The organism is Halomonas sp. M20, assembly GCF_020622265.1.
Taxonomy (GTDB): Bacteria; Pseudomonadota; Gammaproteobacteria; order Pseudomonadales; family Halomonadaceae; genus Modicisalibacter.
Genome location: NZ_JACNMQ010000001.1, coordinates 1 through 14,737, shown reverse-complemented (window position 1 = coordinate 14,737; position 14,737 = coordinate 1). Strand labels below are relative to the sequence as shown.

The following is a 14,737-nucleotide window of genomic DNA, read 5'->3' as shown; positions in this document are numbered from 1 at the left end:
AACCTCAGGACGATAGTCGCATCAAGAGGATAGAGCATGGCCGTAATGCTCACAGAAGTCGATCATGCGTGCTGGGAAGCTCAAGCTCAGGTGAAAATCGATCTTTCACGTATCTATCATGATGCGCCTAGTGAACGCTTGCCTCAGAATGCTAATACGTTCGTTCAATCGCATCTAAACGGCGGCGGCGTATTCTATTGTGCGCTGTTCGATGATCGGCTATTGGCGGCGGTCAGCGTACAGAAGGAAGCAGACACTTGGTGGCTTGCCTATTTCTGCGTACGTAAAAGCATGCGTCGGCGTGGTATCGGGTCGCGGCTAATGGCTCTCATTGCAGAAGCGGCGCGTGAGCAGAGCAATACATTGCGCGTCGAGGCGACGCAGTTACAGCTGGAAGATCAGCTGTTGTTAACCCGTCTGGGCTATCGTCCAAAGGCCGGCGGCGTTTATTTCGAACTCAATCCGTTGGCAGCAGGAGGTTATTGATGAAAAGGTTGGTGCGGACGCTATTGGCCGTCATTGGCATATTGGGGCTGATAGTGGTAGCCGCCGTGGTCTATGTGACCACATTCTTCGATCCCAATGACTTGAAGCCTCGGCTGGTTGAAGCAGTGCGCGAACAGAGCGGCCTGGAGCTGGCTCTGGAAGGCCCCTTGAATTGGTCGTTCTATCCGCGACTAGGGGTCAGCGTGGAAGATGCTCGTGCCTGGTTGCCCGAGCAACCCCAGGAAGATACGCCTTTTGCGGCTATCGATAGCGCCGAAGTCAGTCTGGCATTTGCACCTCTGCTCACCGGTGATATTGCCATCGATGGGTTGACGCTAGACGGCATGCGGCTCGATCTTGTGCGCGATGAACAAGGTCTCGGAAACTGGGAAACGTTATTGCAGCGCCTGCAGGATGAGGAAACCGAGAAAGCTTTGGCACCTACATCCGCAGGACCGGCCATGAAGCAGGATGAACCGGATGTAGCGCTCGACATTGCCAATGTCGAAGTAAGCAACAGCCAGGTCAGCTATGCCGATCGACGCAGCGATCTAGATGTCACCGTGCGCGATCTGGCGCTCAGCAGCAGTAACGTCAATCCCGAGAATGCCTTTCCAGTCAAGAGCAGCTTCCTGGTAGACAGCGTGGTACCGCAGCTTTCCAGTAAGGTCGATCTCAAGACCAAGGTGCGCCTCGGTCTGGACGATGGCCGCTACGTGCTCGAAGGCTTGAATCTTGAGTCTCAAACTGAAATGACGCAGTTGCCGGACCGCAAACAGACGCTCTCCCTCAAGGCCAAGCAGGTGCTGGGCGAGATCAATAGCGGCGACTATCGACTCGAAGGCGCTGAGATCAAGGCCAACCTCGCGCACCCTGCGCTGGGCGAAAAGCCGCTGCCATTGGATCTTAGTTTCGAAGGCGAGGCGAATACCGAGCAGCAAACCGCCCAGATACAGGATCTGTTGTTGACCAGTGAGAAAGGGCTCAAGCTCACAGGCACGCTGTCTTTCACCGAGCTCTTGAATTCGCCGAATTACACCGGGCAAATCAAGCTGGCGCCCATGTCGCTAAGACCCTGGCTCGAACGCTTCGGTAGCACGTTGAATACCGCGGACGATGAGGCACTGTCCCAGGTAGCACTTACCAGCCCGATAAAAGGCGATATGCAGAAGGCCAACCTGACCAACCTGACCCTGGTGATGGATGACAATACCTTTGGCGGGCAGTTGGGAATCGGCCTGGATGGCAAGGCATATATATTCGATCTCGAGGGCGAACGCCTGAATCTCGATGATTATCTACCTCCGATCGAGGAAGAGGACGCCAAGGAAAGCACCGCTTTTCTTGAACCACTGGGGATCGACTCCGCCTATGCTCAGGAAGAAACGAATGAACTGGTACCGGTCGATGCGCTGCAAGACCTGACTCTGGATGGCAAGCTTTCCCTGACAGAGCTCAAGGTCAAGAACCTGACATTGTCACAGCCTTCCCTGATTCTAAAGGGCAGCGACGGGCGCCTGGCGCTGGAGCGCTTCGATGCCCGGCTCTACGACGGTACGCTCAATGCCGGGGCCACGTTGGACGTTCGAGAAACGCCTATTCGATGGGCCTTCGCGCCGCAGTTGCAAAACGTGCAGATCGTGCCCCTGGTCGAGGATTACAGCGGCGAGCCCTCGCCCCTGCGCGGGCGCCTCAATCTTGACGGCGATTTCACTTCCCGGACGAACGCACCGGATACCTTGATGAGCAATCTCAATGGTAACGCCAACTTTCAGGTGGCGGATGGCGCCGTTTTCGATGTCAACGTGTCTCAGGAGCTGTGCACTGCGGTGGCCATGCTCGAGGGCGAAAAGACGACCCGAGACTGGAGCAAGGACACTCAGTTCGAGCGCTTGTCCGGCAGTATTCGGGTGGTCAATGGCGTCGCCCATAATGACGACCTCAAGATCGTCATTCCCGGTATCGAGCTTACCGGGGACGGCCGGCTGAACCTGCCTACCCAACGTTTCGATTACGACGCCCGGGCACGTTTCGTCGATACCGTGGATGCCGCCTGCAAGGTCAACCCTCGTCTGGAGCAGGTACCACTGCCTCTCCACTGTGAAGGTACTCTCGAGGGTGAGCCCAAGCAGTGGTGCGGGTTCGACCGCCAGGCCTTTCAGCAATCGCTGACCGGGCTTGCCCGAGATGAGGTCAAGCGCAAGGCCAGCGAGAAGATTGACGAGAAGATCGGCAAGGAGCTTGAAAAGCGCCTAGGAAAAGATGCCAGCGAGGAACTCGGTGACGCTCTACGCGGTCTATTCAAGTGAGCATCATTAGCAAGCCAGTTGTGCGCCGACTATTTCGTCGGCGCTTTTTTTATGGCGGTTTCAAGTTCGGGAGCTATGAGCCAATCACATTCTATTGATCTGACGGCGACTACGTTTCAAGCGCGTCTCTTTGAGTGGTTCGAACGTCATGGCCGCAAGACGCTGCCCTGGCAGCAGAACAGGACACCTTATCGCGTCTGGATCTCCGAGATAATGCTGCAGCAGACCCAGGTTGCCACCGTCATTCCTTATTATGAGCGCTTCATGGCGCGTTTCCCAGGTGTCGAGGACTTGGCCAAGGCCCCCCTGGACGAGGTGCTGCATCTATGGACAGGGCTTGGCTACTACGCCCGGGCGCGCAATCTGCACCGTGCAGCGCAGCTTGTAGTGGCTGAGCACGATAGTGAGTTCCCAGTACATAGCCTGGAGGCCATGATGGCGCTTCCCGGTATTGGGCGCTCCACCGCAGGCGCTATCATCAGCATCAGCACCGGACGTCGCGCTGCGATTCTCGATGGCAACGTCAAGCGCGTACTGAGTCGTCTGCATGCGGTCGAAGGCTGGCCGGGACGACCCGCAGTGGAGCGCACCCTATGGCAGCTCGCGGAGCACTACACGCCTGAGACGCGTCTTCCTGATTATACTCAGGCGATGATGGATCTGGGAGCAATGCTGTGCACTCGTAGTAAACCCAGCTGCCTGCTCTGCCCTTTTGCCGATGTCTGCCAGGCCCATGCCCGAGGCGAGGAAAAGCGCTTTCCGGAAAGCAAGCCACGGAAGACATTGCCCGAGCGCAGCACGCAGATGTTGCTGCTGCAGGATGGCAGGGGGCATGTGCTGCTGGAGCAGCGTCCACCCAGCGGCATCTGGGGCGGTCTGTGGTGTTTTCCGCAGTTCGATGACGACCAGGCGCTGCAGAAATGGCTCGATCAGAATGCGCCTGCAGCCAGGCTCGCGCCTTCCTGGAATGCGTTCACCCATACCTTCAGTCATTTCCGTTTGAAAATTCAGCCCCGGCCTGCCGCTCTGGATGGTGAGCCGAATGTCGTTGGCGAGCCCGGTGGGCACTGGTATAACCCGCATACTCCTGCCAGCATTGGACTTGCCGCACCGGTCAAGTCGCTACTCGAACGCTTGACACAATTGACCATCCACGCCGAGGAGAACGAACGTTGAGTCAGACCGTATTTTGCCGTAAGTATCAGCAGGAACTGGAAGCCTTGCCGTTTCCCCCACTACCAGGAGAGAAGGGCCAGGAAATTCAGCGCACCGTGTCGAAGCAGGCCTGGGAAGAATGGCAGGCTCATCAGACCCGCCTGATCAACGAAAAACATCTCAATCTGCTCGAGCCGCAAACGCGGGAATATCTGATGGAGCAAATGGAGCGCTTTTTCGATAATCGTGACACCGATCAGGCAGAAGGGTATGTGCCCCCTTCAACGTGAGCATGCCGATATTTCGGACTTGGCATCTTTCTGGAATGCAAGGCTTGACCGCTCTAAGGCTTTACGTTTAAATACGTTCCCGTTGGCAACGGCCAGATAGCTCAGTCGGTAGAGCAGAGGATTGAAAATCCTCGTGTCGGCGGTTCGATTCCGTCTCTGGCCACCACATTGCTGGGGTATAGCCAAGTGGTAAGGCACCGGTTTTTGGTATCGGCATTCCCAGGTTCGAGTCCTGGTACCCCAGCCACGCCAACGCTTCGTTAGGCGCTGGCATAGCTCAGTTGGTAGAGCAACTGACTTGTAATCAGTAGGTCCCGGGTTCGACTCCTGGTGCCAGCACCACAACGAAATTAGTAAAATCATGCGTTTGTGTATTCGATAAGTCGCCGCCTTGGCGGCTTTTTTGTTGCAAACATACAATACGTCGTAAAATCCCCTCCAAATTTCTTTTCTTATGTTCGTCTGCCCCGGGTTCAAGAGAGCTATCTGCATAAAAAGACTGCTGATCTCATTAATAGGTCGTATATCAACACCGCCGGGCGTTCATGGTTAGCCGCATCAATCAAGGCTCAAGCCTAGATTGCTGACGCCCTCATTGTGCCCCAGTCGACGCAGTGATTTGAGCGCCTCACGATCCAGCGTCGCCTCCACGCTCTCCAGCACCGTCGCCTGAAAGTCATGCTCGTCATCCATCAACGGATGATCCCGCAACCGGGCAGCATTGCGCTGCGCATCGTCGTCGTCATTGCCTTCGGTCATTTCGATAAAGGCCTGCACACCGTTACGGGACACCTGACTGACTTCCAGCGGCGCTTCTGGCGCGTCGCCTTGGAGGGCATCGAGTATCGCCGACAGTGCCACGACGGTTTCCGTGGCACGACGAGCGCCAAAGCTGTCGTCGTCATCCGGCGGGCCGAGCGCTGCAAGTTTCTCCGCCTGGCGGGCAAAATCGATACGCGCGTCACGCACCTGCAACGCTTCCCACACCAGATCCAGAATGACCCGCAGGCCCTGAATGTCGCCCTCCCCCGTCATCTGGACATAGAGGCCGTAATTGGGCATCAGTCGCTCGCACAAGGCGGCCATGAACGCTAGCTGCTGGCGCCGATTCAACTGGCGCAGTCGCATCTTGAAACCGGTTGAGGATGCTTGGCTCATAGACTCCTTCACTTATCAGACGTTGCTTCAGCTTTCTTCATGGCCACAGCAGTTCAGAATTGACGCAACCCCTGGAATCGAAGGCAACACCCTCGGCACGCAGTTTCTCTCGCTGACGCACGGCGCCACCATGTTCGGTAACCTTGAGACTGGCGTTGATCACCCGATGCCAGGGCAGCTCATGACCACTCGGCAGATGGCCCATGGCGCTACCGACCGCTCGGGGCGTGGCACCATCGGTCATCTTGGCGATCCGCCCATAGGTGGTGACGCGCCCTGGGGGAATCTGCGCGACGATGGTATAGATCTGCTCGCGCAGCTCGCTTCTCATCGCTTCTATATCCTGCACTGTCTGGGCTTTTCTCAAGGGACGAACTGGGATTCTCGCCTTTCTACATCCCCAGGGAAAGCCCCGCCGCGGCGAGGCTTGCAGATACAGCGCCTAGAAGCGATAGCGCACCATACCTTGAAAACGCAGGGCATCGCCGTCGCGGCCATCCGCCACTTCGCGGGTCTGATAGCTGGTTTCCAAGCCGTAATCGATATTCTTGACCGGCGTCCAGACATAGTTCAAATAGACATTCTCGTAGCGCTTGTTGGCGGAGCCGACGTTGGGCAGAGCGGTCTTCTTGAGATCATCGAGATCGGCGTCGGTGACCGAGTAGGCAAGCTGCGCCTCGCCCGGGCCGATCGCAACACTGGTGCTCAGAATACCGCCGGTGGCCTTGATGGTTTCGACCTTGTCGCCATCATAGTAGGCGGGCGCGCTGGGATTGCCTTGCATATATTCCCCGATACCGTCGCCGTGGGTGAGTTCGGCACGCAGCGTCACTCGCTCTCCAAGCTCGTACTTTGCGCCTATGTTCAAACCCCAGCCAACGGCGCTATCATCGTTGCCGCCGCCATCGTCGACTTCCAGCTGGCGAACCATCCCCGAAACGACATAGGACAATGCATTCCAGTCATTCTGGTAGCGCAAGGTGAGATCCGGCAGGCCTTCCTTGTAGTCATCGCTGGTCTGATAGCCGCCGTTGTCTGGGTTGAATCCTACCGCAACCTCGTCGGTGTAATATTCAGGGTCCGGTGTTTCCAGCGCCACATGCCAGTTGTTCCAGCTGTAGCGCAGCTGTGCCTTACGGCCTATCTTGCTCTGGCCCGGCGCCGGCCGCACGTTGATGACCGCGGGCCCGGTACCGACGACGCCGAAGTTGGTCCAGGTCTTGCCCGCCAGTATGTTGTTCCACTCGCCGTAAAAATGACGTAGTCGCGCGTCGCCCCCGCCTTCGTCGAACCAGTCGATTTCCATGCGCGTCTTCAATGCACTGCCCTGCAATGGCGTCGCCGTCTTGAAGCCAAGACGACTATGGTAGGCATGAATGGTGGTATGACCGTCCGACCCCTGCTGGTCGTCCAATCGAATGGCGCTATTGTTGCCCGCATTGCCCAGATCCGCATCGGCATCGTAGATCATGTTCAACTTGGCGAAGCCGTAGATGGAAACCTTAGTGTCCTTCACGTCGAACTCGATGGCCTGAACGCTGGTAGCCAGCAATAAAGAAGTGGTGCCGGCAAGAAGGATCGATGACGGACGGTAAGCAAATTGGGACATAAAGAGGCCTTATATGCTCATGAATGGGATGGACTGGACGTAACCCGCATTGTCGAGCGGAATAACGGTTCGCAAGCAAAGCATAGTCCAAGTCCGCCCGATTGCACTTGATAGAAGTCAGCAATCGCTAGGGCCTGGTTTTCACTCACTCGGTAGTGAAAAGCGACGTACCGATCCTCACCTATGCCAATACTGGCTAGACAGAACTGACTAGACAGCAACAGCCGCTTTATCCATCATGATCTCATCATGCATATCTACTTTCTCCAGCACGCCGCCTATGATGGTCCTGCCCGCATGGCTGACTGGCTTACGGGCATGCACCATAGCCATAACACCTGTCACCTCTATGCGGAGGAAGTCCCGCCTCGTCTCGAGGATTGCGACGGTCTGATTCTGCTCGATGGCCCCCAGGACCCCGAGGATGAAGAGCGCTACCCATGGCTCAAACGCGAAAAGAAACTGATCACTCGCGCCTTGAAGAGTGGCAAGCCGGTGCTGGGCATCGGGCTGGGTGCGCAACTGATCGCCGCGGAGCTGGGCGCTATCGTTTCACGAGGCACCTACGCCGAGATAGGCTGGCATTCGATCACTCTAGCGCCGGACAGCCCTTTTGATCTACCCGAGCAATTCGAGGCCTTTCACTGGCACCGCGACATCTTCGGTCTGCCGGAGGATGCGCTACCGCTAGGCGCAAGCTCAGCCAGTCCGGTGCAAGGCTTTGCCTGGGATCAGGGCCGCGTGGTCGGGCTCCAGTGCCGTCTGGAAGTCACTCACGCCAGCGTAGAGGCGCTGCTGGCGCACGTGCCTGAAGCGCTGGAGGCAGATGGACCCTTCGTACAGGGCCGCGAGGAGATATTTGCCGATTCAAGACGCCTCGATCGCCTGGCTGCCCTGCTCGATCGGGTGCTTTTACGGTGGATAACCAGCACCGCCTGACATCACGAGTGATTCTGCCAATCCCTGGCAAACGCCAGACAGCTTTCCCAATCACCAACATGCAGGTAGGTGCGGGCATGTTTTTCAAGCTGGTATCGATACATCGGATCGTAGTATTCGGTCAGTAGCGGTCCGAGCCATGCTTCGTGCGCTTGAGTATTGCCTCGCTCATGTTCGCGAAAGGCCAATTGCTGTAGCCGTGACAAACGCGCTAGTCGAGCACTGCCCAGGCGCTTCTTTAGCCGACCCAGGGCACTGCTCAGTTGTTTACGCATCAGCGCCCAGCCAAGCCACTGCCCATATTGGCAACGATAGGTCGCCCAGAGATCCTCAATATAGTCCTTGTGGATACGCGCCAGACGCCAGTCAAGAGGCATCTCCACCCGTATTCGGGGAGCGCGTTCCATTGCCTGCCAGAACGTCAGTGGAATATTGGCGACACCGATATGCCGCGATTCATCTTCCAGCACACAGCTACCCGCAACATCCATGAGCTGACGAGCCAGCGCGTGCTCGAAATCGATCTGCGAAGGGGCCGGGAGCGGATGACGACCGAAAGCCGACCCCTTGTGCCGGGCGCAGCCTTCCAGATCGACGCCATTTTCCAGGCGCTGTATGAGCTCGGTCTTGGCACAGCCGGTCAGTCCGCCAACGATGAGCATGGGACGCGCCGCAGCGGCATCGGTATGTGCACACAGCGCTCTGCGCATGGCCTTCCAACCACCGCGAATGCGCGGTCGCTCGATGCCGGCTTCCAGCAGCCATTGCTGGGCGATCCGTGAGCGTAAACCGCCGCGAAAACAGTAGATCACCGCCTGCGGGTCCGCCTTTATGGCGCGCTGCCAGGCCGCTATCCGGGAGGCCTTGAGGTTGCCGGTCACCAGGCGATTACCAAGCTCGATCGCCGCCTGCTGGCCGCGGTGCTTGTAGCAGATACCGACCTGGCGGCGTTCCTCGTCATCCATCAGCGGCAAATTGACGGCACCAGGCAAGGCGCCTTCGGCGAACTCCACCGGCGCCCGCACGTCGATCAAAAGGCGATTCTGGCCCAGCAGCGCAAGATCCGGCTCGACCTGAGGGTGATTCACCCCCGCACCTCGATCAGCGCTTCGCCTTCGGTCTTGACGCATTCACCGAAAGATTGAAGTTGGAGGTCGTAGTCACGCCCGATGCGTTCCACATCATCGGCCCAGGACGGATGCACCGCCAATAGTAGCCCTCCGGAAGTCTGGGGATCGCACAGCCATTGCCAGTGCGCCTCGTCCATGGTCGGCAACTTGGCTCCCAGCGCCTGGCGATTGCGGGCGCTACCGCCGGGCACCGCGCCTTGGCGTCGGTAGGCCTCAGCTTCGGCCAGACGCGGCAAGCGCTTGTAATCGATGCGCGCCTTGACGCCGCTGGCTTCACACACTTCAGCGAGATGACCGGCAAGACCGAAACCGGTCACATCGGTCATGGCATGCACGCCGGAGACCCGGGCCAGCTCAACGCCGATGGCATTGGACTTGAGCATCGTTTCCCGAGCCAAGCCATGGTGGCCAGGCTGAAGCAGCCCCTGTTTCTCGGCGGTGGTCAGCATGCCCACGCCAAGCGGCTTGGTTAAATAGAGCAAGTCGCCGTGCTGGGCATTCTTGTTGAGCTTCAGATGTTCAAGATCGACCAGCCCATTGACGGCGAGACCGAAAATCGGCTCCGGGGCATCGATGGAGTGCCCACCCGCCAGGGCCAGACCCAACTCCCGGCACACGGCCTGGGCCCCGGCAATCACGTCGCCGGCAACGCTCGCGCTCAGCTTGTCCAGCGGCCAGCCGAGAATGCCCAGGGCCAGTACCGGAGTGCCACCCATGGCATACACATCGCTGATGGCGTTGGTGGCCGCAATTCGGCCAAAATCGAAGGGATCGTCGACGATCGGCATGAAGAAGTCAGTGGTGGCGATCATGCCGCGACCGTCGCCAAGATCGTAGACCGCGGCATCCTCGCGGCCCTGATTGCCGACGATCAGCTTCGAGCTGCCGGCACCGGGCCCGGCCTTGGCCAGAATGTCATCGAGCACATCTGGAGCGATCTTGCAGCCGCATCCTGCACCGTGACTGTATTGTGTCAGTCGAATGGCACTCATCGAGTTCTCCTTGCCAATGATTCTTGCATTCTAACCCAGCGGTGGGCAGAGATTCATAATGCTTCCAACGCCTCGGCAAGCTTGTCTACGGCGATTACCTGCATGCCAGCGGGCGAGGTCTTGGGGGCGTTGGCCCGAGGCACGATGGCCCGGGTAAAACCATGCTTGGCGGCTTCGACGATACGCTCCTGGCCGCTGGGCACCGGACGAATCTCACCGGACAGCCCTACCTCGCCGAACACCACCAGCTCTCGGGGCAGAGAACGGTTTTGCAGGCTCGAGACGACTGCCAGCAACACCGCCAGATCGGCGCTGGTCTCCAGCACCTTGACCCCACCCACGACGTTGAGAAAGACGTCCTGATCACCGGTAAACAAGCCGCCATGACGATTCAGTACCGCCAACAACATGGCTAGCCGATTGGGATCGAGCCCTACCGCCACCCGGCGCGGATTGCCCAACGCCGAATCATCCACCAGCGCCTGTACCTCGACGAGGATTGGCCGAGTGCCTTCCCAGACCACCATCACCAGACTGCCCGGTGCCTGCTCCTCGTTGCGCGACAGGAAGATGGCGCTAGGGTTCTTCACCTCTTTCATGCCGTGCTCCAGCATGGCGAAAACCCCCAGTTCATTGACCGCGCCAAACCGATTCTTCTGCCCGCGCAGGGTACGAAAACGCGAATCCGCCCCGCCCTCTAGCAAGAGCGAGGCATCGATCATGTGTTCGAGCACCTTAGGACCAGCCAGGGTGCCATCCTTGGTCACATGCCCCACCAATAGCAGCACGGTGTTGGTCTGCTTAGCAAAACGGGTAAGAGCACTGGCGGATTCCCGTACCTGAGCCACGCCGCCCGGTGCGGAGCCGATATCCTCCAGATGCATGGTCTGAATGGAATCGATGATCAGCACCTGAGGTCGTTCACGTTCGGCGACTCCAAGGATCGTTTCGATACTAGTCTCGGCAAGCATCTTCAGCCCCTGGGTAGGAAGCTGAAGGCGGTGAGCGCGCATCGCCACCTGGGACAGCGATTCCTCACCGGTGACGTAGAGTGCGCTGCGCTGCTGAGCTAACTTGCAGGCCACTTGCAACAGCAACGTCGATTTGCCGGCACCGGGGTTACCCCCCAGCAGCACCGCCGAACCGGGCACCAGGCCACCACCCAGCACTCGATCGAATTCGCCGAAGGTGGACGAGAAGCGTGGCACCTCTGACAGGTCCACGGCCGCTAGATCGACCACCTCCCGAGAAACTGCACCGGCATAACCACTACGTCCGCTTGCTGACGAGCCAGTGCCGGCCCGTGGGGGCGACAGGCGTATTTCGGTCAAGGTGTTCCATTCGCGACAGCTCGAACACTGCCCCTGCCATTTGCTGTATTCGGCACCACATTCGGTACAGACAAAGGCACTCTTCGCTTTTGCCATGCTGGCTTCTCTTTGCTCCTGTTCCTGCGTATTCACAGGCTATTGTCACATTCTATAGAAACAACGAGGGCGGCTTATTGGCCGCCCTCGAGATGTCAGCGCATTACGAAAAGATGCTACTGGCGCTGTAGACGCAGCATTTCACCATTTTCGAAGCGACGCAGTTGGGGGTCGATCAACTCAAGTGTTGTCGGGTTGAGCTTCAAGAAGTAATAGATCTGGCCTTCGCCTTGGGGCGTGAGCTCATAAACCGTTGCTTCGGGATCGGTTGCCGTACCGCTGATTACTTCCCATTGCCCTTGATAGGTCTCGGCAGGAGGATTCTGAGGATGCTCGCGATAGCTGGCTTCAAGATCGAAGGTACGCTCAGCGGCGGTTGCCTGCTCATCCCCTTCGAGGGTGACATCGATATCGATTCCCGCACAGTTGCGGCACGGCAAGGTACCTTGATAGGTCGTGCCCTGTTCTTCAGCGGTGGTCATGCCGGGCGAGCCGCCCTGTTGTGTGCCGGTGGCGCAACCCGCCAGCAAAGCTAGCATTGCGGAACCTGCCAGCAATGTTCTGATCTGCATATGAATCCTCCTAACGATTGGGTCTGGCACCATCCACCATGGCGTGCTGATCTACAGGATAACGGCAAGCTACGCTCGATAACAGCCTAGCAGCAACTCGCCTCATCCTAAAGTAGGGCAATTAGTGTATCCCTTGGTATCACTACCGTAAAATAACTGCGTCGCGCCGATTAAGATTTAGCACGGCATGAAACGCCTGCACCGAAAGTACAGGTATCTAGCAGTGCATGTCGATCAAATTAAAACGCCAGCACTCATGGGGCGATGCCGACTGAATTCGCAAATACCAGTGCCAGAACGATTGGCATCACGATCAAGCTGCCAAGATTACCGATTAATACCAGGGAGGCCACCTTCTGCGGTTCCTGACGATATTGCTCCGCTAGTAGATAATTGAGTACCGCCGGCGGTAATGCAGCAAATATCCAAAGTGATGCGGCCTGTATTCCTTGAAGATCGAACAACACGATCAAGGGCCAGGCTAGAATCAAGCCACTGGCCGGACAGGCCACAGCGCCCACCACACCAATTTTCCAATCGCTGAAATCGATCTCGAGCATGCGCACGCCAAGTGCGAACAGCATCAGTGGAATGGCCACCCCGCCCAACATGTTCATCGCTTCGAGCAACCAGTCCGGCAGAGGAATGCCGCCCAGATTTACGCCCAAGCCAGCCAGGCTGGCGAAGACGATCGGCATACGCAGCACCCGCCATAGCGGTGTGAACGGGTTGAGCATGTACAGCCCTACTGAAAAGTGCAACAGCATTTCGACGATGAACAAAACTATCGCGGCGGGAAGTGCTTCCTCGCCAAACGCCAGTACCAGCAAGGGAATTCCCATGTTGCCGGTATTGTTGAACATCATCGGTGGCAGGAAAGTGCGTATATCCAGCCTGAGAAAACGGGCCAACGGCCATAGCAGTAGCCCCGAACCCAACACTATGACGACTGCAGCGATCGCCAATGCCGCATATTGTTGAAGGGGAGCCTCTCGATCAGCCAACACGGCGAACACTAGCATGGGCACGAAAAGCTCCATGTTCAGTGTATTCAAGCCGCGAATATCCGGTGTGCGAAATCGTCCGTAGAGCGTCCCGCACCCGGTGATCAGGAAGACCGGCAGAAGCGTCGATAGGATCTTGGCAAGCATAGGAATATGTGGCCTAAAACAAAGGCTGACAGCCTATCACGCTGGCGCTTGCGCGGCCCGCGCCGCCGCGTCACCATGGTCGAAAGTCTATCCTGTCTAAGCGAGAAACCATGAGCAAGTTCTGGAGTCCCGAGGTACGCGAACTAACGCCCTACGTACCCGGAGAGCAGCCCCGCGAACGCCTGATCAAGCTGAACACCAACGAGAACCCCTATCCGCCTTCGCCGGGAGTGGAGCAAGCGTTACACGATTACCCATTGAGCCATCTGCGTCTTTACCCCGACCCTGAAGCTGCCCTGCTACGAGAGGCGTTAGCCGAGGAGTTCGGTGTCGGTTCGGATCAGGTGTTCGTCGGAAACGGCTCCGATGAGGTGCTGGCACTGGCATTCCAGACCTTCTTTCGACAAGACAAGCCACTAACGATGCCGTCAATTACCTACAGTTTCTATCCAGTCTATTGTCGCCTGTACGGTATCGAGTCTCATAGTGTGGCCCTGGACGATAAATGGCAGGTGCCGCTGCAGGGACTGGATGCAGATAGCGGAGGCATCATCTTCGCCAATCCCAATGCGCCTACCGGTCACGGCCATGGCCGGAACGCGATTGCCGAATTGCTTGAGCGCATCACCGAATGCGTGGTGCTTGTCGATGAAGCCTATGTCGACTTCGGTGGCGAATCTTCCGTACCGCTTGTGCAGGACTACCCCAACTTGCTGGTCACGGGTACGTTCTCCAAATCACGCAGCCTGGCGGGGCTGCGCCTAGGCTACGCCATCGGCTCGCGGGAGCTCATCGAAGGGCTGGAAAGGGTCAAGAATTCCTTCAACTCTTACCCCATCGACAGTTTGGCTATTGTTGCCGGTGTGGCCGCACTCAAGGATCGCGAGCATTTCGATGCTTGCCGAGAAAGGGTCATCAGCACCCGAGAACAGACACGGCAACAGCTGGAGACACTGGGCTTCGAGGTGCTGCCTTCACAAGCCAACTTCCTGCTCGTACGTCATCACAAGCAGAATGCGGGGCAAATCTACACTGGGTTACGCGAGCGTGGCATCCTGGTACGCCACTTCAATACCGAAGCGCTACGCGACTTTCTGCGCATCACCATCGGCACCGATGATGAGATGGACAGCTTGATGAAAGCGCTGGAAGCCATCTGCCACTGAGCATCGGGTTTTCTACTCCCCACGCCACGCAAAAACCCCCGACCTCTAGGAGATCGGGGGTTCGCAATAAGTGCCTGACGAGGATCTGGCCGGCACACCGGGACTTTACTCGTCTCATCCTGAGACTCGCCCTTCGGGCCCGCTGAAGCGGTTCCCGTTTGTTCCCGACAAACGGGTCCATGGGGAGACCCCTGGGTAACGCCGTCACCTCGCTGGGCGCAATAGATGCCTGACGATGACCTACTCTCACATGGGGAGACCCCACACTACCATCGGCGCTGAGCGGTTTCACTGCTGAGTTCGGCATGGGGTCAGGTGGGACCCGCTCGCTATGGTCGTCAGGCGTAAACGGT

Annotated in this window: 14 protein-coding genes, 3 tRNA genes and 1 rRNA gene; 9 read left to right on the top strand and 9 right to left on the bottom strand. The window is 57.9% G+C overall.

Annotated elements, in window-relative coordinates:
* Positions 1-36: 36 nt before the first annotated feature.
* The 7 genes from H7850_RS00090 (at position 37) to H7850_RS00060 (ending at position 4,582) form a co-directional block, all read left to right on the top strand.
* Positions 37-486 (top strand): acetyl-CoA sensor PanZ family protein, encoded by a 450-nt coding sequence (locus H7850_RS00090; protein WP_227367368.1) that lies wholly within the window; start codon positions 37-39, stop codon positions 484-486.
* A complete protein-coding gene (locus H7850_RS00085; protein WP_227367367.1) occupies positions 486-2,795 on the top strand; it encodes an AsmA family protein in 2,310 nt (769 codons plus the stop codon). The genes H7850_RS00090 and H7850_RS00085 overlap by 1 nt, the downstream gene beginning before the upstream one ends.
* Positions 2,796-2,870: 75 nt before the next feature.
* Positions 2,871-3,971, top strand: a complete 1,101-nt coding sequence (gene mutY, locus H7850_RS00080) for an A/G-specific adenine glycosylase (protein WP_227367366.1) — start codon at positions 2,871-2,873, stop codon at positions 3,969-3,971.
* Positions 3,968-4,240 (top strand): oxidative damage protection protein, encoded by a 273-nt coding sequence (locus H7850_RS00075; RefSeq protein ID WP_227367365.1) that lies wholly within the window; start codon positions 3,968-3,970, stop codon positions 4,238-4,240. The genes mutY and H7850_RS00075 overlap by 4 nt, the downstream gene beginning before the upstream one ends.
* Before the next feature lie 90 nt (positions 4,241-4,330).
* Positions 4,331-4,406 (top strand) — tRNA-Phe (locus H7850_RS00070).
* Between the two features lie 6 nt (positions 4,407-4,412).
* Positions 4,413-4,487: transfer RNA gene (locus H7850_RS00065), tRNA-Gln, on the top strand.
* 19 nt (positions 4,488-4,506) lie between these two features.
* Positions 4,507-4,582, top strand: a tRNA-Thr gene (locus H7850_RS00060).
* A gap of 216 nt (positions 4,583-4,798) precedes the next feature.
* Here H7850_RS00060 and H7850_RS00055 read toward each other — a convergent pair.
* From H7850_RS00055 to H7850_RS00045, 3 genes are all read right to left on the bottom strand, one after another.
* Positions 4,799-5,398, bottom strand: coding sequence for a YjaG family protein (locus H7850_RS00055; protein WP_227367364.1), 600 nt, complete (start codon positions 5,396-5,398; stop codon positions 4,799-4,801).
* 37 nt (positions 5,399-5,435) lie between these two features.
* Entirely contained in the window at positions 5,436-5,729 is a 294-nt protein-coding gene (locus H7850_RS00050) for an MGMT family protein (protein WP_227367363.1), read from the bottom strand.
* A gap of 111 nt (positions 5,730-5,840) precedes the next feature.
* On the bottom strand, positions 5,841-7,007 hold the full coding sequence (locus H7850_RS00045) for a DcaP family trimeric outer membrane transporter (RefSeq protein ID WP_227367362.1): 1,167 nt from the start codon (positions 7,005-7,007) through the stop codon (positions 5,841-5,843).
* A gap of 249 nt (positions 7,008-7,256) precedes the next feature.
* On the opposite strand from H7850_RS00045, the gene H7850_RS00040 reads away from it, so the two are divergent.
* Positions 7,257-7,946: a type 1 glutamine amidotransferase gene (locus H7850_RS00040; RefSeq protein ID WP_227367361.1), complete on the top strand. Its 690-nt coding sequence runs from the start codon at positions 7,257-7,259 to the stop codon at positions 7,944-7,946.
* A gap of 2 nt (positions 7,947-7,948) precedes the next feature.
* On the opposite strand, the gene mnmH is transcribed toward H7850_RS00040, so the two are convergent.
* From mnmH to H7850_RS00015, 5 genes are all read right to left on the bottom strand, one after another.
* On the bottom strand, positions 7,949-9,034 hold the full coding sequence (mnmH, locus tag H7850_RS00035) for a tRNA 2-selenouridine(34) synthase MnmH (RefSeq protein ID WP_227367360.1): 1,086 nt from the start codon (positions 9,032-9,034) through the stop codon (positions 7,949-7,951).
* On the bottom strand, positions 9,031-10,068 hold the full coding sequence (gene selD, locus H7850_RS00030) for a selenide, water dikinase SelD (protein WP_227367359.1): 1,038 nt from the start codon (positions 10,066-10,068) through the stop codon (positions 9,031-9,033). The genes mnmH and selD overlap by 4 nt, the downstream gene beginning before the upstream one ends.
* Positions 10,069-10,121: 53 nt before the next feature.
* Entirely contained in the window at positions 10,122-11,495 is a 1,374-nt protein-coding gene (radA, locus tag H7850_RS00025) for a DNA repair protein RadA (protein ID WP_227367358.1), read from the bottom strand.
* 116 nt (positions 11,496-11,611) lie between these two features.
* Positions 11,612-12,067 carry a copper resistance protein NlpE N-terminal domain-containing protein gene (locus tag H7850_RS00020; RefSeq protein WP_227367357.1) on the bottom strand — a complete coding sequence of 152 codons (456 nt, stop codon included), beginning with the start codon at positions 12,065-12,067 and terminating at the stop codon, positions 11,612-11,614.
* A 254-nt stretch (positions 12,068-12,321) separates the two neighbouring features.
* On the bottom strand, positions 12,322-13,218 hold the full coding sequence (locus H7850_RS00015) for an AEC family transporter (protein WP_227367356.1): 897 nt from the start codon (positions 13,216-13,218) through the stop codon (positions 12,322-12,324).
* A gap of 110 nt (positions 13,219-13,328) precedes the next feature.
* Between H7850_RS00015 and hisC the strand changes: the two genes are divergently transcribed.
* Complete coding sequence (gene hisC / locus H7850_RS00010) at positions 13,329-14,384, top strand: histidinol-phosphate transaminase (RefSeq protein ID WP_227367355.1); 1,056 nt, start codon at positions 13,329-13,331, stop codon at positions 14,382-14,384.
* Positions 14,385-14,611: 227 nt separating this feature from the next.
* On the opposite strand, the gene rrf is transcribed toward hisC, so the two are convergent.
* Positions 14,612-14,727 (bottom strand): 5S ribosomal RNA (gene rrf, locus H7850_RS00005).
* Positions 14,728-14,737 lie beyond the last annotated feature (10 nt).